The sequence below is a fragment of the Streptomyces sp. NPDC088812 genome, from assembly GCF_044750285.1.
In the GTDB taxonomy this organism is placed as follows: Bacteria; Actinomycetota; Actinomycetes; order Streptomycetales; family Streptomycetaceae; genus Streptomyces.
The window spans coordinates 261,242-281,660 of sequence record NZ_JBIVJP010000002.1; the positions used below are offsets into that span (position 1 = coordinate 261,242).

Annotated in this window: 20 protein-coding genes and 2 pseudogenes; 18 read left to right on the forward strand and 4 right to left on the reverse strand. The window is 72.2% G+C overall.

Translation table 11 applies throughout. The features are described 5' to 3' along the window. Positions 1-2: 2 nt before the first annotated feature. Positions 3-1,676 carry a DUF885 domain-containing protein gene (locus ACIP67_RS04940; protein WP_401687461.1) on the reverse strand — a complete coding sequence of 558 codons (1,674 nt, stop codon included), beginning with the start codon at positions 1,674-1,676 and terminating at the stop codon, positions 3-5. Positions 1,677-2,166: 490 nt separating this feature from the next. Between ACIP67_RS04940 and ACIP67_RS04945 the strand changes: the two genes are divergently transcribed. Further along, a complete protein-coding gene (locus tag ACIP67_RS04945; protein ID WP_401687464.1) occupies positions 2,167-3,234 on the forward strand; it encodes a diiron oxygenase in 1,068 nt (355 codons plus the stop codon). On the opposite strand, the gene ACIP67_RS04950 is transcribed toward ACIP67_RS04945, so the two are convergent. Continuing rightward, positions 3,219-3,530: a hypothetical protein gene (locus tag ACIP67_RS04950; protein ID WP_401687467.1), complete on the reverse strand. Its 312-nt coding sequence runs from the start codon at positions 3,528-3,530 to the stop codon at positions 3,219-3,221. The genes ACIP67_RS04945 and ACIP67_RS04950 overlap by 16 nt on opposite strands. Before the next feature lie 102 nt (positions 3,531-3,632). Between ACIP67_RS04950 and ACIP67_RS04955 the strand changes: the two genes are divergently transcribed. Further along, positions 3,633-4,838 (forward strand): ATP-grasp domain-containing protein, encoded by a 1,206-nt coding sequence (locus ACIP67_RS04955; protein ID WP_401687470.1) that lies wholly within the window; start codon positions 3,633-3,635, stop codon positions 4,836-4,838. On the opposite strand, the gene ACIP67_RS04960 is transcribed toward ACIP67_RS04955, so the two are convergent. Beyond that, complete coding sequence (locus ACIP67_RS04960; protein ID WP_401687473.1) at positions 4,721-5,203, reverse strand: gamma-glutamylcyclotransferase family protein; 483 nt, start codon at positions 5,201-5,203, stop codon at positions 4,721-4,723. The two genes, ACIP67_RS04955 and ACIP67_RS04960, sit on opposite strands and share 118 nt — an antisense overlap. Before the next feature lie 252 nt (positions 5,204-5,455). Between ACIP67_RS04960 and ACIP67_RS04965 the strand changes: the two genes are divergently transcribed. From ACIP67_RS04965 to helR, 8 genes are all read left to right on the forward strand, one after another. After that, positions 5,456-6,595, forward strand: coding sequence for a GNAT family N-acetyltransferase (locus ACIP67_RS04965; RefSeq protein WP_401687476.1), 1,140 nt, complete (start codon positions 5,456-5,458; stop codon positions 6,593-6,595). Beyond that, positions 6,592-8,127, forward strand: coding sequence for an MFS transporter (locus ACIP67_RS04970; protein WP_401687478.1), 1,536 nt, complete (start codon positions 6,592-6,594; stop codon positions 8,125-8,127). The genes ACIP67_RS04965 and ACIP67_RS04970 overlap by 4 nt, the downstream gene beginning before the upstream one ends. After that, the gene (locus tag ACIP67_RS04975) at positions 8,124-9,221 is read left to right on the forward strand and encodes a GNAT family N-acetyltransferase (RefSeq protein ID WP_401687481.1); all 1,098 of its coding nucleotides are present in this window, start codon (positions 8,124-8,126) and stop codon (positions 9,219-9,221) included. Before ACIP67_RS04970 ends, ACIP67_RS04975 begins: the two co-directional genes overlap by 4 nt. A gap of 136 nt (positions 9,222-9,357) precedes the next feature. Beyond that, the gene (locus ACIP67_RS04980; protein WP_401687484.1) at positions 9,358-10,326 is read left to right on the forward strand and encodes an O-methyltransferase; all 969 of its coding nucleotides are present in this window, start codon (positions 9,358-9,360) and stop codon (positions 10,324-10,326) included. After that, positions 10,323-10,898 (forward strand): GNAT family N-acetyltransferase, encoded by a 576-nt coding sequence (locus ACIP67_RS04985; protein ID WP_401687487.1) that lies wholly within the window; start codon positions 10,323-10,325, stop codon positions 10,896-10,898. Before ACIP67_RS04980 ends, ACIP67_RS04985 begins: the two co-directional genes overlap by 4 nt. Continuing rightward, complete coding sequence (locus ACIP67_RS04990) at positions 10,895-11,959, forward strand: SIS domain-containing protein (protein ID WP_401687490.1); 1,065 nt, start codon at positions 10,895-10,897, stop codon at positions 11,957-11,959. Before ACIP67_RS04985 ends, ACIP67_RS04990 begins: the two co-directional genes overlap by 4 nt. Further along, on the forward strand, positions 11,956-13,437 hold the full coding sequence (locus ACIP67_RS04995) for a hypothetical protein (protein WP_401687493.1): 1,482 nt from the start codon (positions 11,956-11,958) through the stop codon (positions 13,435-13,437). Before ACIP67_RS04990 ends, ACIP67_RS04995 begins: the two co-directional genes overlap by 4 nt. Positions 13,438-13,747: 310 nt before the next feature. Then, a complete protein-coding gene (gene helR, locus ACIP67_RS05000) occupies positions 13,748-15,931 on the forward strand; it encodes an RNA polymerase recycling motor ATPase HelR (RefSeq protein ID WP_401687496.1) in 2,184 nt (727 codons plus the stop codon). Positions 15,932-15,935: 4 nt separating this feature from the next. Here helR and ACIP67_RS05005 read toward each other — a convergent pair whose 3' ends face one another. Beyond that, positions 15,936-16,409 (reverse strand): ATP-binding protein, encoded by a 474-nt coding sequence (locus ACIP67_RS05005; protein WP_401688109.1) that lies wholly within the window; start codon positions 16,407-16,409, stop codon positions 15,936-15,938. 178 nt (positions 16,410-16,587) lie between these two features. On the opposite strand from ACIP67_RS05005, the pseudogene ACIP67_RS05010 reads away from it, so the two are divergent. The 8 genes and pseudogenes from ACIP67_RS05010 to ACIP67_RS05045 all read left to right on the forward strand — a co-directional run. Continuing rightward, a pseudogene (locus ACIP67_RS05010) lies at positions 16,588-16,725 on the forward strand (helix-turn-helix transcriptional regulator); the annotation flags it as partial. A 157-nt stretch (positions 16,726-16,882) separates the two neighbouring features. Next, positions 16,883-17,293, forward strand: a pseudogene (locus ACIP67_RS05015) (DUF5753 domain-containing protein); the annotation flags it as partial. Positions 17,294-17,384: 91 nt separating this feature from the next. Beyond that, on the forward strand, positions 17,385-17,594 hold the full coding sequence (locus ACIP67_RS05020) for a DUF397 domain-containing protein (protein WP_401687499.1): 210 nt from the start codon (positions 17,385-17,387) through the stop codon (positions 17,592-17,594). 45 nt (positions 17,595-17,639) lie between these two features. Then, positions 17,640-17,858: a DUF397 domain-containing protein gene (locus ACIP67_RS05025; protein ID WP_401687502.1), complete on the forward strand. Its 219-nt coding sequence runs from the start codon at positions 17,640-17,642 to the stop codon at positions 17,856-17,858. A gap of 45 nt (positions 17,859-17,903) precedes the next feature. Further along, positions 17,904-18,122 (forward strand): DUF397 domain-containing protein, encoded by a 219-nt coding sequence (locus ACIP67_RS05030; RefSeq protein WP_401687505.1) that lies wholly within the window; start codon positions 17,904-17,906, stop codon positions 18,120-18,122. A gap of 272 nt (positions 18,123-18,394) precedes the next feature. Then, complete coding sequence (locus ACIP67_RS05035) at positions 18,395-19,276, forward strand: hypothetical protein (RefSeq protein WP_401687508.1); 882 nt, start codon at positions 18,395-18,397, stop codon at positions 19,274-19,276. 85 nt (positions 19,277-19,361) lie between these two features. After that, positions 19,362-20,018: a DUF433 domain-containing protein gene (locus ACIP67_RS05040; protein ID WP_401687511.1), complete on the forward strand. Its 657-nt coding sequence runs from the start codon at positions 19,362-19,364 to the stop codon at positions 20,016-20,018. Then, on the forward strand, positions 20,008-20,394 hold the full coding sequence (locus ACIP67_RS05045; protein WP_401687514.1) for a toxin-antitoxin system, toxin component, PIN family protein: 387 nt from the start codon (positions 20,008-20,010) through the stop codon (positions 20,392-20,394). Before ACIP67_RS05040 ends, ACIP67_RS05045 begins: the two co-directional genes overlap by 11 nt. The last annotated feature ends 25 nt before the right edge of the window (positions 20,395-20,419 follow it).

Genomic DNA, 20,419 nt, shown 5'->3' on the forward strand with positions numbered 1-20,419 from the left:
CGTCAGAGTGCGGCGAGTTCGGCGGCCAGGTCGTCCAGGCCCAGGGAGCCCTGGGAGAGTGCGGCCATGTGCCAGGTCCTCAGGTCGAAGGCGGTGCCGTGGAGCCGGCGCGCCTGCTCGCGTCCCGCCAGCCAGACGCGTTCGCCCAGCTTGTAGCCGATGGCCTGGCCCGGCATGCCCAGGTAGCGGATGTGTTCGCTGTCCAGCGTGGCCGCCGGCAGACCTGTGCGGGCCGCGAGGAACTCCCGGCCCAGTCGGGGCGTCCACCGCTCGCCGGGGTGGAACCCGGAGTCCCGCGGGATCGTCAGGGACAGGTGCATGCCGAGGTCGATGATGACCCGGACGGCCCTCAGCATCTGCCCGTTGAGGTAGCCCAGCCGGTAGCCGGGGTCGGTGAGGTGGCCCAGCTCGTCCATCAGCCGTTCCGCGTAGAGGGCCCAGCCCTCGCAGTTGGCGCTGACGCGACCGAGCGTGGCCTGGTAGGTGGACAGTTGGTCGGCCTTGAGCACCCACTGTGCCAGTTGCAGGTGGTGGCCGGGGACACCCTCGTGGTACCAGACGCTGACCAGGTCCCAGGTGGGGAAGCGGCTCTGGCCCGGCTGAACGGGCAGCCAGGTGCGGCCCGGGCGGGAGAAGTCCAGCGCCGGAGGCGTGTAGTAGGGGACGGGAGCGGTCCCGGGGGGAGCGATGAGCGCTTCCGCCGTTCTGATCCTGGGGTCGAGGTCGAAGTGGCTGCCGTCGAGCCGCTCGACGGCCTCGTCCATCAGCCGTTGCAGCCAGGACAGGATGCCCTCGGTGCCCTCGATCGCCTCACCGCGCCTCTCCAGGTGTGCCATGGCCTCCAGCGGGGTGGCACCGGGCAGGATCCCGCCGGCGGCCTCGCGCATCTCCGCGCCGATCCGGTGCATCTCGGACCAGCCGTACGCGTACGCCTCCTCGGGGTCCAGGTCGATGCCGTTCCAGAACCGGGCCCAGCGCAGGTAACGCTCCCGTCCCACCGGGTCCGGGGCGTCGACGACACCGGGTCCGTAGACGGTGCGCAGCCATGTCCGCAGCCCCGCGACCGCTTCGGCGGCAGCGTCGGCCCCGGCGTCCAGGTCCCTGCGCAGGACCTCGGGGCCCGGTGTGACGAAGTCGGTGAACCAGCTCCGGCCCGAGCCGCCGTCGAGCCAGCCGCCCAGCTGATCGATGACGGCAAAGACCTGGCGCGGGCCTGCCGGGAGACCCCGGCGCAGGCCCTCGGTCAGCGATGCCCGATAGCCTTCCAGCGCCTTCGGGACACGGGCGAGGCGCCGGGCGATCACCGCCCAGTCGTCTTCGGTACCGGTGGGCATCAGGGTGAGGGCCTCGCGTACCGCGTGTACCGGCGAGAAGAGGTTGCTGACCTGGCGCAGCCCCTCGTCCGCCTCGATCACGGCGAGCTCGGCGTTCAGGCGCTCGTCGAGGAGACGGGCACAACGGCGTTCCGCGTCGTCGTCGACCGGAGCGCGGGCGAGCTCACCGAGCGTCGCGCGCAGAAGAGCGGCGCGCGCCTCGTGCCACTCGGGGGAGAAGTCGGGAATCCGGTCGTCGCCCGCGGCCAGACCGTACTCAGTTCCAGTGATCGGGTCGAGCTCCACATAGGCACGGGTGTGGGCGTCGGCTATTTTCCGGGGAGTTACATCGGAGTCAGGCATTTGCGCATAATAACTGCACCTCCGAGAGAATACCGACTTGTTTGCGGGCGGGGGAGGATAGGTAGCAGCAGGATTCCGTACGGCGTCTTTCGCGCCGCACTCCGGTGAATATCTCGACCCGCGCACTGCCCGCACGAACGTGTCGATCGACCCGATTAGCGACCAAGGGGTCAAAAGCCCCTCCGGACGCCGACCAGCACCTGACGAGCCGACACTGCCCCTACGAAGGCGAGACGTCGGTAGATCGAGGTAAACGCCCCGCGATGACCGGTTCAAGCTTTCCTTCCACCCATCTCACCTTCCGAGATTCTGATAGCGAACGCTTGACCCTGCGAATGCACCCCTTGCAAGATCATCAACGACGGCATCCGGAGCCGTTTTATCAGGACTACCCTTTCCGCGCCCCTGCAAAGACGGAGGATCGCGGTTCGCACGCGAATTACCTTCGGTATCGCAGTGCTGCCAGAGAATCTTGATAACGGGGGTAAGCATGTGTGGAATCATTGGCCTCTTCACCGGTTGCACCGCGGTCAGCTACTGTCCCAAGCGTCTGCTCACCGGGGGTCCCGGAGCGCGTACGGACGACGACACGCCGGTTCCCGGAGCCGCGGACGGCGCGGAAACACCCCGGCAGGAGGGTGAGGGATACCGCAGCCCGTTCCGCAGGTGGGACAAGCGCGCCTCGGTACGGGCGGCTCCCCGGCGGGAACTGCCGGACGACACCGACGGGAAGTACTTCTTCTCGCCCGAGCTGGTTCCGCTGGCCCGCCACGAGCTGGTGCGGGATCTTCGCCCTGGACTGTTCGACCAGGTGCTGGTCCAGCACCTCTACCGCTACCTGGATTTCACCGCGAAGCTGGAACAGGTCGTCGTCAACCGCACCGCGCTCGGCATCGCTCAGGGAACGGTGGGCCTGGACCTCCACCCGGACATGCGGCTGGACGCCTACCGGGTCTACTGCGACGAGGCGTACCACGCCCTGTTCTCCGCCGACCTGATGCGGCAGGCGGAGCGCCGTACGGGGATCGCCCCGCGGCTGCCCGCCGAGCCGTACTTCCTGACCCGGCTGGCGCTGGTGCAGCAGGAGCACCCCGAGTGGCGGGCGCTGGCCGAGCTGGTCTTCGTGATCGTCTCCGAGACGCTGATCTCGGGTTCGCTCGGCGAGGTCCCGGACGATCCCCGGGTGGTGCCCACCGTGCGCGAGGTGGTGCGGGACCACGCACTGGACGAGGGCCGCCACCACACCTACTTCGCCCTCTTCCTCAAGGAGCTGTGGGCCCAGTCGGACCGGACCGAGCGGCGGCTGATCGGCACCCTCGCGCCGGTGATGGTGGACGCCTTCCTCCAACCCGACCTGCCGGCCCTCCGCAAGGAGCTGACCGGGTACGGGCTGGGCCGGGACGCCGTCGAGCAGGTGCTGGCCGAGGTGTTCCCCCAGGGTCTGGTCCGCAAGACCACCCGTGACGCGTCCCAGCAGACGGTCCAGCACTTCACCCGGCTCGGGGCGCTGGACGACCCCGCGATACGGGCCGCCTTCGAGAGCTACGAACTGGTGTGATGATGAACTCTGTCGACCATGGAGACCGCGAAGACCACGGAGACTGCGGACCCCACGGAGACCGCGGAGACCGCGAAGACCGCGGAGACCGCGGAGACCGCGGAGACCGCGAAGACCGCGGACCCCACGGAGACCGCGAAGACCGCGGACCCCACGGAGACCGCGAAGACCGCGAAGAACGCGGAGACCGCGAAGACCGCGGAGACCGCGAAGACCGCGAAGAACGCGGAGACCGCGAAGACCGCGAAGACCGCGAAGACCGCGAAGACCGCGGAGACCGCGGAGACCGCGGACAACCCACCGTCCTCGTTCTGGGTGGCACGGCCCCGCTGTGGGCCACCGACGGCAGGGACATCAGCGAGCGCTCGGTACGTCAGTTCCGGACCCGCGGGTGCCGGGTGGTCCTCACCGACACCGCCGCCGCCCTGGCGGCCTGCCCCGATCTGGTGGCCGCCGCCGACGAGGCGTACCCGCTGGACTTCACCGATCCGGCCGCCTGCGCCGCCTGGGCCGTGTCCTACGCCGAGCGGCACCCGGTGCACGCGGTGGTGGGCTTCCGCGAGTACGCGGTGGTCGCCGTCGCGGAGACGGCGGCCGCGCTCGGCCTGCGCGGCAACGATCCGGTGGCGGTCCGCCGGGTCCGCTCCAAGGACGCCTGCCGGGAGTTCCTGCGGGCGGCCGGCTTCGCCCAGCCCGAACTGCGGCTCTGCTCCGAGCCCGCCGAGGCCGCCGCGTTCCTCGCCGCGCAGGCCGGCGCACCGGTGATCGTCAAGCCGCGCGACCGCTGCAACAGCGAGGGCGTCCGGCTGGTGCACGATCCGGCAGCGCTGCCCGCCGCCTTCGAGCAGGCCCGGGACGCGGACGGTCTGGTGCTGGTGGAGACCTTCGTGGAGGGCGCAGAGTACAGCGTCGAGGGCCTGTTCACCGACGGGGTGCCCAGGGCGCTCGCGGTGACCGCCAAGAAGCTGTCCACCGGCTCCTTCGTCGAGTCCGGGCACACCATGCCCGCCCCGCTCCCGGACGCCCTGCTCGAAGACGTCACCACGCAGGTCGAGGCGGCCCTGACCGCGCTCGGCCTGCGCACCGGCCCCTTCCACGTGGAGTGCTGGACCACCCCGCGAGGCGTCGTCCTCGGTGAGGTGCACGTCCGCCAGGGAGGTGACGGCATCCATGCCCTGCTGGAGTGGTGCCACCCCGGCCTGGAGCTGTACGGAAGCTGGCTGGACGACCTGCTCGGCCGTCCGGTGAGCCTCCCCGCCGGCGCGCACCCCGCGCGCGGTGCCGCCGTGCGGTTCCTCGTCCCGCCGGCCGGCACGGTCCGGGAGGTCTCGGGCTGGGAGGAGGCCGCCGCCCACCCCGCCGTACTCACCGCGGCCACCACCCTCGCGCCGGGCACGGAGATCCGCTCCGGCGGCTCCAACAGCGACCGCTACGGAATGCTCATGGTCGGCACCGAACGGCCCGGGGAGGCGGGGACGTTGGCGGATCAGCTGCTGGACTCGGTACGGGTGGGCGTCGTCTCACCCGAAGCGTCGCCACCGGCCGAGGCCGCACGCGGGACATCCGGCCGGGACGCCAGCCAGCGGACCACCCCCGCCAGGTAGCCCGGCAACAGCTCCCGGCCGAAGTGCTCCCGGTCCCAGTCGCCCTCCAGAACCAGCGAGGCATCGGTGCACACGTAGGCCAGGCCGAGGCCGCCGCCTTCCAGGGGCAGGGCGCGGTCCTCGTACATCGGCCCCTCGTACGCGTGCAGCAGAGCGCGCTCGGCGGGATTCAGACCGGTCAGCAGGCACCCGGCGACCCGGCTCCCCGCCCGGGGCACCAGACCGGGGAAGGGACGGTCCCGCAGGGCCGCGTTGCGCCAGCCGGTCACGGCCGCCGGACGGGACACCGGGAGCCGTCCCAGCAGTGCCCGCTGCACTGCGTCGAAGGACAGGCTGCCGTAGACGAACAAGGGCAGTTCGGACATCGGGTGATCGGCCGTCGACAAAGATCCCACTCCCCTACGGACAAGCAGCCGGTACTTCCTGCCGGAGCCTACGTCGCACGCCCGATCCCGCCGGGCGTCACCCCACCTCAGGAAGGGCGGGCGAAGCAGGCATGACGGAGAACCAGGCGTGAGGGAGTGCCAGGCGTGACGGAGACCCAGACGTGGCGGGAGAACCAGGCATGACGGAGACCCAGACGTGGCGGGAGAACCAGGCGTGACGGAGAACCAGGCATGACGGAAGAACCAGGTATGACGCGGACCGAGTCGACATCGCCGAGCCTGCCCACCGGGAGCACCTGGCCACAGGTCGCCACGGCCGCCGAGGCTGCCGGCGGCGCCCCCTGGGAGGCTCTGCTGCACAGCGACGACTTCCACCTCTCCCGCCGCTGGCTGGACATCGCCGAGCGCACCACCGCCGCCCCCTTCCGGTACTTCCTGCACGAGCGCGACGGAATCCTGGAGGGCGCTCTTCCCACCGTCCTCGCCGACGCGGACGCGCCCTGGGTGCTGGCCCGCCCCGACACCCTGCTCACCGCCTGCGCCGCCGAGGGGGCCGAGGGCGCGGCCGCCGCCCTGGACGCCGTCGGCACCCCGTCCTCCCTGCTCCCCAGCCTGGTCTGCGGCGGCCGCCACATGGGCCGCAGCCGGCTGCTCCGTACCGATCCGCACGACGACACCACCGCCCGCGGTCTCCTCGACCGCGCCGAAGCCCATGCCCGCGCCACCGGCGCGGCCTCGGTCGCCTTCCCCTTCGTCGGCGAGCACGACACCGCCCTGCGCGAGATCCTCCGGCAACGCGGCTATCTGGAGCACGCCTCCGGCCGCTACTCCCGTCTCGACCTCCCGCCCGGCGGCTTCGACGGCTACCTCGGCGCTCTCCCCGGCAAGCGCCGCCGCCGTGCCCAGGCCGACCGCCGACAACTCGCCGAGGCCGGCATCTCCTCCTCCCTGGCCCCGCTCGACGTCCGTGACATCCCCCGGCTCGCCGTCCTGGAGACCTCCCTCCTCGCCAAGTACGGCCTGGACTGGACCCCCGCGCACACCGAGGCCGCCCTGCACGGCATCGCCGAGGTCATGGGCGAGGACGCCCTGGTGTCCCGTGTCACGGGCGACGGGGAGATCCGGGGCTACGCGGTCCTGCTCCGCTTCCGCGACCAGTGGTACTCCCGTCAGACCGGCTTCGACTACGCCTACCAGGGCCGTCTCCCCCTCTACTTCGAAGCCCTCTACTACCGGCCCGCCGCCGAGGCCCCCGCCCACGGCGTCACCGGCATCCATTACGGGCTGGGCAGCGAGGAGGCCAAGCGCTCCCGGGGGTGCACGGCCGAGACCCAGTACGCGTACATCCTGAAGCTGGCGACGGCCCGGTGAGCGCCCCCACCCGGGCGGCCGGGAAGGAGCGGTTGCTGCCGGAGGGCTCCGGGGTCCGCCGTTTCGCCGCGGCCGGACTTCTCAACGCGGTCGGCAGCGGCTTCTTCATCTCCTTCGCCCTGCTCTTCTTCCAGGACGTGGCGGCCCTCCCGCTGTCCACCGTCGGGCCCGGTCTGACGGCCGCCTCGCTGGCGGTCCTCCCGCTGCTGCCCGCCCTCGGCCGCCTCGCGGACCGGATCGGCCCCCGTCGGCTGCTGGTGGCCGCGTCCCTGGCCCGCGCCGCCGCGTTCGCCGGCTTCCTGCTCCTGGACGGCCTGGCCGCCTTCCTCGTCCTGGCCATGCTGTCCTCGCTGAGCGCCCGGGCCGAACAGATCGGCAGCCCGCTGCTGGCCGCCGCCCTGGCGGGCCGGGACGGCGTCGGCCGGGACGGCGCCGCCCGCAGCCGCTGGCTCGCGCTGTACCGGACGGTCTTCAACGCGGGCATCGGCGGCGGGGCCCTGCTGGGCGGTCTGCTCGTCACCGGGGGCGTGGGATACTCCGCGCTCGGCCTGTTCACCGCCGTCGGATTCGCCCTCGCCGCTCTCCTCTACCCGGCGGGGCGCGCCGTCGACGCACCGGTCCCCACGGAGGCACCGGTCCCCACTGAGGCACCGGCCTCCACGGACGCACCGACCTCCACTGAGGCACCGGCCTCCACGGACGCACGGGTCCCCACGCACGCACCGGCCTCCACACACGCACCGGCCCCCACGGAGGCACCGGTCCCCACTGACGTACCGGCCTCCACCGAGGCACCAGCCTCCACGGACGCACGGGTCCCCACTGACGCACCGGCCTCCACACACGCACCGGCGCCCACGGAGGCGTCGGCCCCCACGCACGCACCGGCCTCCACGGACGCGCCCGCCGCCGTCGCCCCTGACACCCGGGCTCCGCACGCTGTGCGGCCGAACGGTCCTTCCCCCTGGCGGGACCCCCGTTTCGTGCGCGTATCCCTGGCCGGCGCGGTCCTCTTCCTGGCCGCCACCGCCCTGGAGAACGCCCTCCCGGTCTACCTCCTCGACACGCTCCGGCTCCCCGGCTGGACCGTCGGCGCGATGTTCGGCCTGAACACCGCCCTGCTCATGTTCGGCCAGCTCCCCCTGGACCGCCGTCTCAACGGTCACCCGCCGAGCCGTCTGCTGGGTGCGGGCACGCTCCTCGCCGCGGTCTCCGTCCTGCTGTTCTCCCTGGCGACCAGGCTCGGCCCCGGCTCCGCCGTCGCCCTCCTGGTCGTGGCCATGATCGGCTGGACGGTGAGCGAACTGATCGTCTTCCAGACGGTGGCGGTGGTGCTGACCGCCCTCCCGCCCGAATCCAGGCGCGGCGCGTACCTGGCCGCCAACCAGCTCCCGGTGGGCATCGCCACCGCGCTGTCCCCGCTCCTCGTCACCTCGATGCTCGCCCTGAGCCCCGCCGTCCTGTTCTGGCTGCTCGCCGCCCTGACAGCGGCGGCCGGCCTCGTCACCCGTACAGAGAGCTCCCCCTCATGACCACCGTTCTCACCGCCCCGGCCGAGGCGGACCGCATCGCGGAGATCCCCGCCGCCCTCTGGGACGCGCTGGCCGGCGACCACGACTTCTTCCTCAGCCACCGCTGGACCAGCGTCGTGGAGGCCACCGGCAAGGTGGACACCCACTACGTCGTCCTCCCGGACGACGCGGGCCGCCCCCTGGCCGCCGTCTCCATGGCCCTGGCCGACGCGAGCGTCCCCTGGACCCTGGTCCGTCCCGACACCGTCCTCGCCTCCGGCGCCGAACAGGGACTTCCCGGCGCCGCCGACCTCCTGGCCTCCCTCCCCGGTGATCCCGCCGAGACCCTGCTGCCCGGCGTGGTCGCGGGCGGTCGCCACGTGGGCGGAACCCGTCTGCTGCTCGCTCCCGGAGCGGGCCCCGCCGAGGTGGCGGCGCTCCTGGACCGTACGGAGGACTGGGCCCGCGCCCGCGGCGCCCGCTCGGTCTCCTTCCTCTACACCGACGAGACCGACACCTCACTCGTCGACGCCCTCCGCGACCGCGGCTACCGCTCCGCCGAGGCCGGCCGCTACAGCCGGCTCGACATCCCCGAGGGCGGCTTCGAGGCCTATCTCGAACGGTTCAGCAGCCACCGCCGCCGCAGGATGCGCGCCGAGCGCCGCGCCCTGGCGGGTGCGGGCGTGGAGCACGCCATGGGTCCGCTGGCCGGCTTCCCGTTGCCCCGCCTCGCCGCTCTGGAGGCCGAACTCTTCGCCAAGTACGGCCTCGGCCACTGGAAGGCGTCCCAGTCCCAGGAGGTCCTGGAACGCACCCTGTCCGTGTTCGGCGAGGACGCCTTCGTCTCCGCCACCGTCGCCGACGGTGAGGTCCGCGGATTCGGCCTGTTCATCGCCCGCGGCAGCTGCTGGTACGCCCTGCGCGCCGGCTTCGACTACGCCTTCCAGGAGCCGGCCAAGCTGCCCCTCTACTACGAGACGCTCTACTACCGCGTCGTCGAACACGCTGCCGCGAGCGGCATCCGCACCGTCCACTACGGGCTCGGCAGCGAGGACGCCAAGAGCTCCCGCGGCTGCACCGCGACCACCCAGCACAGCTACGTCCTGCCGCTGTGACCGCCCCGTTCCCGCTTCCCACCACCAGCCCCGTCACCGCTCACACCACCAGCCCCGTTCCCGCTGACACCACCAGCCCCGTCACCGCTCACACCACCAGCCCCGTTCCCGCTCACACCACCAGAAGGAGCCCGGCGTGACCACCGCCGCCCCCCTCGACGCCACCCGCACAGCCGGCGGAGTCGCCTACGACATCATCGACCGCGCCCTGCGCGCCGTCCCCGAGTACCAGGACTTCCGCGGCGGGGTGCTCAGCCGCACCGCCTACTGTTCCTGGCTGGGCGCCGGTGGCCTGCGCCCCGGGGACGTCGGGCTGAACGAGGACCAGCTCAACCTCTCCACCCGCTTCCCCGTGGACGAGCGCGCCTTCGTCGCCCAGGTCCTGGAGGGGCTGGAGCGGGACGGCGTGATCGCCTCCACCGACTATCCGGAGGACGAGTTCGAGGCGCTGCGGGAGCGCGTCGCCCAGCAGTTCGCGCACGAGGGCCGCACCACCTACATCTTCCCGGAAGAGGCCCGCCTGCTCTTCGCCCTCTGCCATCTGCTGGCTCCCCGCCGCACCGTCTTCCCCGGCTCGTACTACGGGTACTGGGCGGTCTGGGCACTGCCGGGCATCCGCGCGGCCGGCGGTACCGCCACCCTGATCGACATCGACCCCGGCACGATGGCGCTGGCCGAACGCAACCTCACCGCCCTCGGTCTCGCCGACGGCGTCGAGTTCGCCACCACCGACGCCATCGCCCACGGCCGGACCCTCGAACCCGTGGACCTGTGTGTGCTGGACGCCGAGGGCCCCTCCCCCCACCGCGCTCCCGAAGGCATGGACCCCGACCTGATCGACAAGGCCATCTACTTCCCGATCATGGAGGCCACCACCCCCGCCCTCCGCCCCGGCTGCCTGCTGATCGCGCACAACATGCTGCTCGGCAACCTCACCGAGAACCGCTACTTCACCGGGCGCATCGCCAACAACCGGGCCCAGTACGCCCGCTTCCACGGCCACCTGGACGCCCACTACGACCTCCAGCGCCTGATCCCCAGCTCCGAGGGCGTCGGTGTCTACCGCCGCCGTACCGACGCCGTCCTGCGGGAGGCCTCCCGATGAGCACCCTCGCCCTGCGCCCGCTGACCGAGGCCGATCTCCCCGAGGTGCTGGCCACCCTCAACCACGCCATCCGGCACACCGACGCCACCCTGGACCACGAAGAGAAGACGCTGGACGACCTGCGCGACTGGCTGGCCGCCCACCACGGCCGCTACCCCGCCCTGGCCGCCGAGCAGGAGGGGCGGCTCGCCGGGTACGGCACCCTCAGTCCGTTCTCGTCCCGCAGGGGCTATCTGGCCAGCGCCGAGATCTCCATCTACCTCGCGCCCGACGCGCGGGGCCGGGGCGTCGGCTCGGCCCTGTGCGCCCGTCTCACCGAACTGGCCGAGCAGGCCGGCATGTCCACGGTGATCGCGTTCATCTCCTCCGGCAACGAGCCCTCCCGCCGCATGGTCCTGCGCGCCGGCTACCGCCACGAGGGCGTCCTGCGCCAGGTCGGCTACAAACTCGGCCGCCTGACCGACCTGGACATCTTCCAGCGCACGTTCCCCGCCAACTGCGCCCGCTACGACGGCACCCCCCTCGACGACCTGCTCGCCGCCCACACCCCCGCAGAGGAACCCGTCCGATGACCGCCCTGCCGCCCACCGCCACACCCGTGGACCCCACCGCCCCGAAGCCCGGCGGTTCCGCCGCCTACGACCGTCATGTCGCCTCCCAGCCCGAGGCCGTGGCCGCCCTCCTCCAGACCCCGGTCCCGGTCCTCGACCCGGCCCGCCCCCTCCTCTTCACCGGCATCGGCACCTCCCTCCACGCCTGCCGCGTCGCCGCGGCCTGGGTCCGGCTGCTGACCGGCGGACGGATCCGGGCGGCCGCCCTCGACGCCCACGACCTGGCCCTCACCGAGCACATCACCTCCGCCGACCAGGTCGTGGTGGTCAGCCACCGGGGCACCAAGACCTGCCCCAACGACGTCCTCCGCCGCGCCACCGAAGCCGGTGCCACCACGGTCGCCATCACCGGCGAGGGCCCGGCCGAGCCCGCCGCCGACACGGTCCTGCGCACCTGCCCCCAGGAAGCCGCCAGCACCCACACCGTCTCCTACACCACCGCCCTGACCCTGCTCGCCCGCCTGGTCGCCACCGCCCTCGGCGAGGACGGTGCCCCGCTGGCCGACGCGCTCCGGCAGGTCCCCGAGGCCCTGTCCCGCACCCTGGAACTCCCCCTCGCCCCGGAGGCCGTGGACGCCCTGGCCGACGCCGCCGGACCGGTCCTGGTCACCGGCACCGGACTGGACGCGATCACCGCCGCCGAAGCCGCGCTCAAGATCAAGGAGGGCACCTACCGCTGGGCCGAGGCCCTGCACACCGAGTTCGCCCTGCACGGCACCCCCGCCGTCTTCTCCGCGACCACCGCCGGCTTCCTCCTGCGCCCCGCCGCGTCCGACGCCGGCCGCACCGCTGACCTGGAACGGGTCCTGCGCGCCCTGGGCGCTCCCGTCCACCACTGCGCCGACGATCCCGCGGCCGCCCTCCCCTTCGCCCCCGTCCCCGCTCTCGTACGTCCGCTGGTGTCGGTCGTCCCCTTCCAGCGCCTGGTCTCCCTGGCCGCCGCCCGCACCGGCGCCAGCCCCGACCTCACCCACCTGGAGGCAGAGCCCTGGGCCTCGGCCATCCGGTCGGTGAAGCTGTGACCCTCGCCCCGGGCGCCACGTCGGAGACCACGCCGGGCACCACTCCGGCCGGCCCCACCGCCGCCACCGCCGCCGTCACCGCCGCCGCCGCCGTCACCGAGGCCGCCGCCGTCACCGAGGCCTACCTCTCCGACCCCCGCCTGGCCGACGCCGTCCGCGAAACGGTCTATCCCCCGGCCTTCCAGGAGTGCTGGGGGGCCCGTATGCTCTCCCGCCCCCTCTTCACCGACAGGCCCGAGCTGAGCCGTGCCGCGGCCGACGTGCAGGACCTGTTCGCCCTGCTCGCCTCCCTCCCGCAGCGCCTCTTCGACGGAGACACGGCCCGTTACTGCGATGCCCTCGGTATCGCACCCGACCGGGCCGGGGTGATCGACCGCTTCGCCACCGCCCCCGGCCGGGCCACCCGCTACGGCCGTGCCGACCTCTACCACGACGGCAGCGCCTTCAAGCTGCTGGAGTTCAACATCGCCAGCGACCTGGGCGGCACCGACCGCTCCCAGATGCAGCGGGCCCTCCTCACCCACCCCGCCTTCGCGGACTTCGCCGCCGAACACGGCCTGGATCACGTCCACACCGGTGAACGCATCGCCGTCGCCCTGCGCGAGGCCGCCCTTCCCCTCACGCGCGGGGTCCGGGAGCCCCGCGTCGGCCTGGTCTGCGCTCCGGGCGGTCTGGCCGCCTTCGGCCATCTGCTGCTCGCCTTCGCCGAGATGATGCGGGACCTCGGCCTCCCCCTCACCCTCGGCGAACTGGACACCCTCACCGACCAGGGCGGCCGCCTCCGCCTCGACGGCGACCCCGTCGACGTCGTCCTGCGCTTCTTCACCGTCGACGACCTCTGTGCCGTGCCGTCCTCCGCCGCCCGCGCCGAACTGGCCTTCCGCGCCCACGAGGAGGGGCGTGCCGTCCTGTGGACGCCGATGGACAGCTCCCTCTACTCCAACAAGGGCGCCCTCGCACTCCTCTCCGATCCCGCCACCGCCTTCACGCCCGCCGAACGCGCCCTCACCGACCGTCTCCTCCCATGGACCCGTCTCCTCGCCGACGGACCGCCCACGCCCGGCCCCACGCCCGGAGAGACCGTCACCGACCTGCTGTCCTTCTGCCGGGAACACCGCACCCAGCTCCTCCTCAAGCCCCTCCGTGACTTCGGGGGCACGGGCGTGATCCCCGGCTGGGAACGCGACCCGGACGACTGGGCCCGCCTCCTCCAGGACCGTATGGCGGACGCCACCGGCCCCCTCACCGGTCTGGGGAACCGCTGGATCGTCCAGCGCCGTGTCCTCCCCCGCACCGAGCCCGTGCTCGACCCCGACACGGGCGCCCGTACCCCCTGGGTCGCGGCCTGGGGCCTGTTCCTCACCCCTCAGGGCTACGCCGGCACCGACGTCCGGGCCGCCCCGGCCTCCGCCTCCGCCGTCGTCAACTACGGCTCCAACCCCTTGACCCGCACCACCGGCGTCTTCACCGTCGGGTGACGACGCGACGCGACGGCCGGGCCGCCGGCATGCCGGAAGAAATCAATGTCGGCGTGCCGGAAAAGGTGCCGGAAAAAGGTGCCGGAAGAAGGTGCCCGAAAAAGAAAAAGGAAAGGAGGTGGTACCCACTCCTTTCCACTCTCAACGTATAGCGCACCGGGGGGCTTGCGGCAAGGCCCCCTCTGTGGCGCACAATCGCAGGCCGAGGTTCGGGACCTGCGGAAACGAGGGCGCGGAACGCGTGTCGTGCGCGAACGGTCGCGAGCGACCGGACCCACAACCTCACCAGCGACCTACTCCCGGAGTTGCCGTGACACCTCTGACCACCAGTGCGTTCGACCTTCCCGACCGTCTCGCGCCCAAGGCCGACCCGGCGCTGATCGCCCGTGACGAGCGGCACTTCGCGGCCGTCGCCGAGTGCCTGGGGCAGTCGATCGCCGAGGTGTCCGCCCGCCTCGACGCCGAGCGCAGGGCGCCCGGCGGCCTCGGCCGGCAGGCGATGGACCGGGACGCGGAGATCCACCGGCTGACCGCCCGGCTGCGCACGCTGCGACGCTTCGGGCTGGACCTGTGCCTCGGCCACATGGTGAGCGCGGACGGCCCCGAGCCCGTGTACGTCGGACGGCTCGGCCTCACGGACAGCACGGGCCGCCGGCTGCTGGTCGACTGGCGCTCCCCCGCGGCCGAACCGTTCTTCGGAGCCACCCACGCCGACCCGATGGGGCTGGCGAGCCGCCGCAGGTACCGCTGGACCCGCGGCCGGATCATCGACTACTGGGACGAGGTGTTCACCGCGGACGGCTTCGCCGGGCACGCCGCGCTCGACGACCAGTCCGCCTTCATCGCCAGCCTGGGCAGCAACCGGTCGCCCCGGATGCGGGACGTGCTCGGCACCATCCAGGCCGACCAGGACGCCATCATCCGCGCGGGTTCCCGTGGCGCCCTCGTCGTCGACGGCGGTCCGGGCACGGGCAAGACCGTCGTCGCCCTGCACCGCTCCGCCTACCTCCTCTACTCCGACCCCCGTCTCGGTCACCGGCGGGGCGGCGTGCTGTTCGTCGGCCCGCACCGGCCGTACCTGGCCTACGTCGCCGACGTCCTGCCCAGCCTCGGGGAGGAGGGCGTGCAGACCTGCGTCCTGCGGGACCTCGTCACCGAGGGAGCCGCGGCGACGGTCGAGGCCGATCCGGACGTGGCCCGCCTGAAGTCGGACGCGAAGCTGGTGGGGGCGATCGAGAAGGCCGTCCGGTTCTACGAGGAGCCGCCCACCGAGGGGATGACGGTCACGACCCACTGGTCCGACGTCCGGCTGACCGCCGAGGACTGGGCCGTGGCGTTCGAGGCGGCGGAACCCGGTACTCCGCACAACGAGGCGCGCGAGCAGGTCTGGGAGGAGCTGCTCACGATCCTGGAGGACAAGCACGACGAGGAGCACGACGGCGAGGACGTCCCGCCCGCCCTGCTCCGCAGGTCGCTGTCGCGGAACAGGGACCTCCTCACCGCGTTCCACCGCGCGTGGCCGCTGCTCGAAGCGGCCGACCTCGTCTCGGACCTGTGGTCGGTCCCCGCGTACCTGCGGATGTGCGCCCCCTGGCTGGGCCCCGACGACGTACGGCGGCTCCAGCGCGCGGACCCCCAGGCCTGGACGGTGTCCGACCTGCCGTTCCTGGACGCGGCACGGCAGCGGCTCGGCGACCCGGAGACGGCGCGGCGCAAGCGCCGGCACCGCGCCGCCATCGCCGCCCAGCGCGAGCGCATGGCCCGGGTCGTCGACAACCTGATCGACGCCGTGGCCGACTCCGGCGCCGACGGTGACGACGGCGAGGGCCTGGTGACCATGCTGCGCGGCGAGGACGCCCAGGTCAGCCTGGTCGACGAGTCCGAACTGCACACCGCCGACCCGGATCTTCTGGCCGGCCCGTTCGCGCACGTCGTCGTGGACGAGGCGCAGGAACTCACCGACGCGGAGTGGCAGATGCTGCTGCTGCGGTGCCCGTCCCGGAGCTTCACCATCGTCGGCGACCGTGCCCAGGCCAGGCACGGGTTCACGGAGTCGTGGCGGGAGCGGCTGGAGCGGGTCGGCTTCGACCGGATCACCATGGCCGCCCTGAGCGTCAACTACCGGACGCCGGAGGAGATCATGGCGGAGGCCGAGCCGGTCATCCGGGCCGCGCTCCCGGACGCCAACGTGCCGGCCTCCATCCGCAGCGGCGGCGTCCCCGTCGCCCACGGTTCCACCACGGACCTGCACGCGGTCCTCGACACCTGGCTCGCCGCGCACACCGACGGGACCGCCTGCGTCATCGGCGACCCGTCCTTCCGGGCGACCCCCCGCGTCCGGTCGCTGACGCCGGAGCTGTCGAAGGGGCTGGAGTTCGACCTGGTCGTCCTCGTCGACCCGGAGGCGTTCGGCGACGGCGTCCGGGGAGCGGTCGACCGCTACGTCGCGATGACGCGGGCGACCGGGCAGCTCGTCGTCCTCACCAGCCCCTGACGTCTCAGGGGAGACCCGGAACGCCGACCGGCACCTCCGCCCACACCGTCTTACCCACCGGGTGACGGGCCGCCGTGCCCCGGCGCACGGCCAGGGCGTCCACCAGGAGCAGACCACGGCCCGACTCGTCGTCGGGGAGGGCGGAGGGAGGGACGGCCGGCGGGTGGTGCCCGGCGACCGCGTCGGCGACCTCGATCCGCACCAGGCCCGCCGTCGTGTCGAAAAACATCCTGAGGTGGGCGTCGCGCCCCGGCACCCGGCCGTGCCGCACGGCGTTGGCGGCCAGTTCGCCCACGACTAGGGCGACCGCGCACGACGCGTCCGACACCGGCGGGTGCCCCCACTCCTCCATCCACCGCACGGCGAGCAGCCGGGCGACTTGCGCACCGCGTGGTGTGGCGGCGAACCCTGCGCTGCACGCGGGGAGTTGCCTGTCCGAGCGGGGCCCCTCGCCCCAGGTGGTCGGTCCTGTCAGCACGGCGTGCACGTCCTTGCCTGTCGACTCCTTCGACGTCCCGCAGCGTGCACGGGTCGTCACGTTCCGCACTCAAGGGTCGTCGCACGGCCCTACGCTCGAAAGGTGACACAGCATTACCTTTCGGCTCGTAAGGAACGGAAGTGACGCCTTGGCCAACGGAATCGACCCGAGTACGTCGATGGCGGCGCTGTTCGGCGCCCGGGTGCGCAAGCTCCGGACGGCGGCCGGCCTCACCCAGGCCGAACTCGGCCGGAAGACACACGTCGTGAGCACCCGCATCACGCAGATCGAACGGGCCTCCGGAGCGAAACCGACGCTGGAACTGGCACGGGCGCTGGACGCCGCCCTGGGGGCGGACGACCTGCTGGTGGAACTGTGGCCGTACGTGTACCGGGAGGCGTTCCCGGACTGGTCGCGGAAGTTTGGAGTACTCGGAGCAGGCGGTGTCGATCAGGCAGTACGCCGCCCATCTGGTGCCCGGTCTGTTGCAGACGGAGGACTACGCGCGTGCCGTTCTGAGCGTGGGCCTGACGCTCAGCAACGAGGAACAGTTGGAAGAGCGGCTGACCGCACGAATGGGACGGCAGGAACGACTCGGTTCGCGCGAGTGTCCTGAGCTGTGGGTGATCCTCGACGAGGCCGTACTCAGGCGCCCGATCGGCGGGCATGCCGTGATGCAGACACAGTTGGGGCGATTGCTCGAAGCGGCAGCGGAGCGCCGCATCACCGTGCAAGTGCTTCCGTTCGACCAAGGGGAGCACGACGCGATGGGCGGTTCCTTGACGGTTCTGACATTGCCTGACGGCTCGGAGGTCGCCTATACGGAGGGCGCACACCATGGCCAACTCATTGAAGAACCAGCCGAAGTCATGCGCTTTGCGGTGACCTACGATCGGCTACGGGCGGAAGCCCTGCCCCCGCTCATGTCGCTCGACATGATCCGATCCGTGATGGAGGGCTACAACCGTGGAGCGAATGTCCCGTCCCGATCTGAGCGGCGCCGCTTGGCGCAAGAGCAGCTACAGCAATCAGGAAGGGGGCGACTGCTTGGAAGTGGCGGACGGATTCCCCGACGCCGTCCCCGTCCGTGACAGCAAGGCCCCGAAGGGCCCCGCCCTCTTCTTCGCCCATGGCTCCTGGTCGTCGTTCATAGGCGACCTGAAGACCGCTCGGCACCGGTCCTGAGACGACAAGAGGCCAGCGATCCGATCCGCATGGGGAGGGCAAACCATGAACCGAACGTTCCGTCCCGATCCGAACGGCGCCACCTGGCACAGGAGCAGCTACAGCAATCAAGCCGGGGGCGACTGCGTCGAGGTGGCCCTGGGATGCCAGGTCACCGTCCCCGTCCGTGACAGCAAAGCCCCGCACGGTCCAGCCCTGGTCTTCGGCACCGACTCCTGGTCTGCCTTCCTACACGAGGTCAAGGCCTCCCGACGCCGGCCCTGAGGTCGCAGAGAGCCAGTGATCCGATCCGTGACGGAGGACACCACCGTGAAGCCAAGGTCCCGTCCCGATCCGAACGGCGCCGCCTGGCGCAGGAGCAGTCACAGCAATCAGGAGGGCGGCAACTGCGTGGAGGTGGCCGACGGGGTCACCGACCTCGTCCCCGTCCGTGACAGCAAGGCCCCCCACGGCCCCGCCCTGGCCTTCACCCCCGGCTCCTGGGCAGCCTTCATAGGCGAGTTGAAGGCCGACCGGCACCGGTTCTGAGTCGGCCAGGCACCGGCCGTCGCCCGTCTTCCGCGGCCGCCGGATCCTCGCCCGCGAGGGTCCGGCGGGCCACGGGACTCCTCAAGAACCGGGTACAGAACTACCCGCCCACCCACCCTCCCGGCCCCCGTCACCCGTACGGGTGACCGGCTTGCCGGGGCGGGATACGGACGGTTACGTTCCCCCTCGACAACCGCGAAACGCAGACGGCCCCCGCCGGGACTGGCATCCCGAACGAGGGCCTGACCGATCAGGAAGCGACAACCTTCCCAATGGCTGACTCGCAGTCTAACGCGCCCTTGCGCGCCGACACCGGAGCCCCGTCCTCCGGCGTGATCCACATCCGCACCCGCCTCACCACCGACTTCATGGTGATGTCCAACGCCCTCGCGCAGCGGCGCGGCAGCGCGGTGACGATCGGCGTCGCGGCGTACATCCTCTCCCTGCCCGACGGCGCCCCCGTGAGCATCGCCGCCCTGTGCGAGCACTTCAGCGAGGGCGAGATCCTCATCTCGCGGGCGCTCCGGGACCTCGAAGCCGCCGGGTATCTCGAACGCCGCCGTGAGCGACTGTCCACCGGGCGGATCCGTACCCGGACGTACTTCCACACCGTGCCCGGCAGCGGCGACGACGGGCGGCCTGATCCGGACGGACCGCCCGAGCCGGACGGACCGCCCGAGCCGCCGAAGCCGCACCCGCCCCGGAAACGGCCCGCGGCCGAACAGGAGCCGCCGCCCGCGGCCGAGCAAGAGGCACCGCCCGCGCTCGCCGACGCCGACCCGCAGGCCGTCGGGGTCCTGTCCGCCCTGCGCCGGGTCGATCCGCGTCTGGTCCTCTCCGCTCAGGAGGCCGCACGGCTCGCTCCGGCCGTCGCCGAGTGGCTCGCGGCGGGCCTGGACACACACCGGATCACCGAACTGCTCACCGCCGGGCTCCCCGACCGTTTCCGGGCCCGCCCGGCGGGCATCCTCGCCTTCCGCCTCCGCGAAACGCCCCTGCCCGCCCCGCCTCCCTCGTCCCACCCCGTCGACCGCCCGGCCGCCGTCCCGCCCTTCCAGACCTGCGACGGCTGCGAGCGGGCGTTCCGCGCGCCGGAACCCGGGCGGTGCCGGGACTGCCGAACCGCCGGGAACGGTCTGCGTGCGGCCGGTTGAAGCGGCGGCCGCGTGTGCGGTCGCCCCGCAGGTGGCAGCCTTGGTGTGCGACGATGCGAGACCTGACACCAGGAGGAGGTGGGACATGGTCGACAGGTTCAGGGACGGTCTTCTGACGCCCCCGGAGACCGCCTCACACCTGGAGATTCCGCAGTCGACCCTCACATCGTGGCTGAAGGGAACGGCCGCCGGAGCACCTCTGGTCCACCAGGTGGAGCCCGTACGGAAGGGGCAGCCTTCGGTGCCCTTCATCGCGGTGGCCGAAGCGCACGCGCTGCGCTCCCTGCGCTCCCTGGGGCTGCGCATGAGCGAGATCAGGGAAGCGGCCGCCGCCGTGCGGGACGCGTTCGACACGCCCTACGGCCTCGTGTCCCGGCGGATCGCCACGGACGGCGTGGACATCTTCGTCGAACACGGCTGGGGTGATCTGCGCAGGGCCCGCGACGGTCAGGCGCCCATCCAGGAAGTGGTCTCCGACTATCTCCGCTACCTGTCCTGGGAGCCGGGCGACGACTTCCCCTCCAGCCTGCGGCTGAGGCAGTACCCGGATTCCGTCCCCGTCGTGATCGATCCGCGCTTCGGCCATGGCCTCCCCGTGGTGGCCGCCAACCGGGTCACGGTCAGGGCCATCACCGACCTGTGGGAGGCCGGGGAGACCGTCGAGGACATCGCGTACGACTACGACATGACACCCGAGCAGGTGGACGCGCTCTGCCAAGCAGTGGTGCACCTTGCGGCCTGAGTTCTTCCTGGACCGGAATCTCGGGCGTCGGGTCGCCGAAGGGCTGAGAGCGTGCGGGTGGACGGTGCACCGCATCGGAGACGTCTTCCCGCACGACGGGCAGGACGTCCCCGACGAGGAGTGGATCGCCCACGGTCTCGACCGGTCCTGGGTCCCGCTCCCCAAGGACGGGCGGATCAAGACCCGGGACCTGGAGATCCGGCCTGTACTGGAGCGCGAGGCGGTGCTGTTCTACCTGGACAACCAGCAGTTGCGCAGCACCGCGATGGTCGAACGGCTCGTCGCGTGCCGTGACGCGATCCACCGGGCCGTCGAGAAGGGCGGCCCGGCGGCCTTCGCGGTGCGCCACGACCACATCGAGCGCACGTGGCCATGAGGGCCGTACCCGTACTACGGCGGTA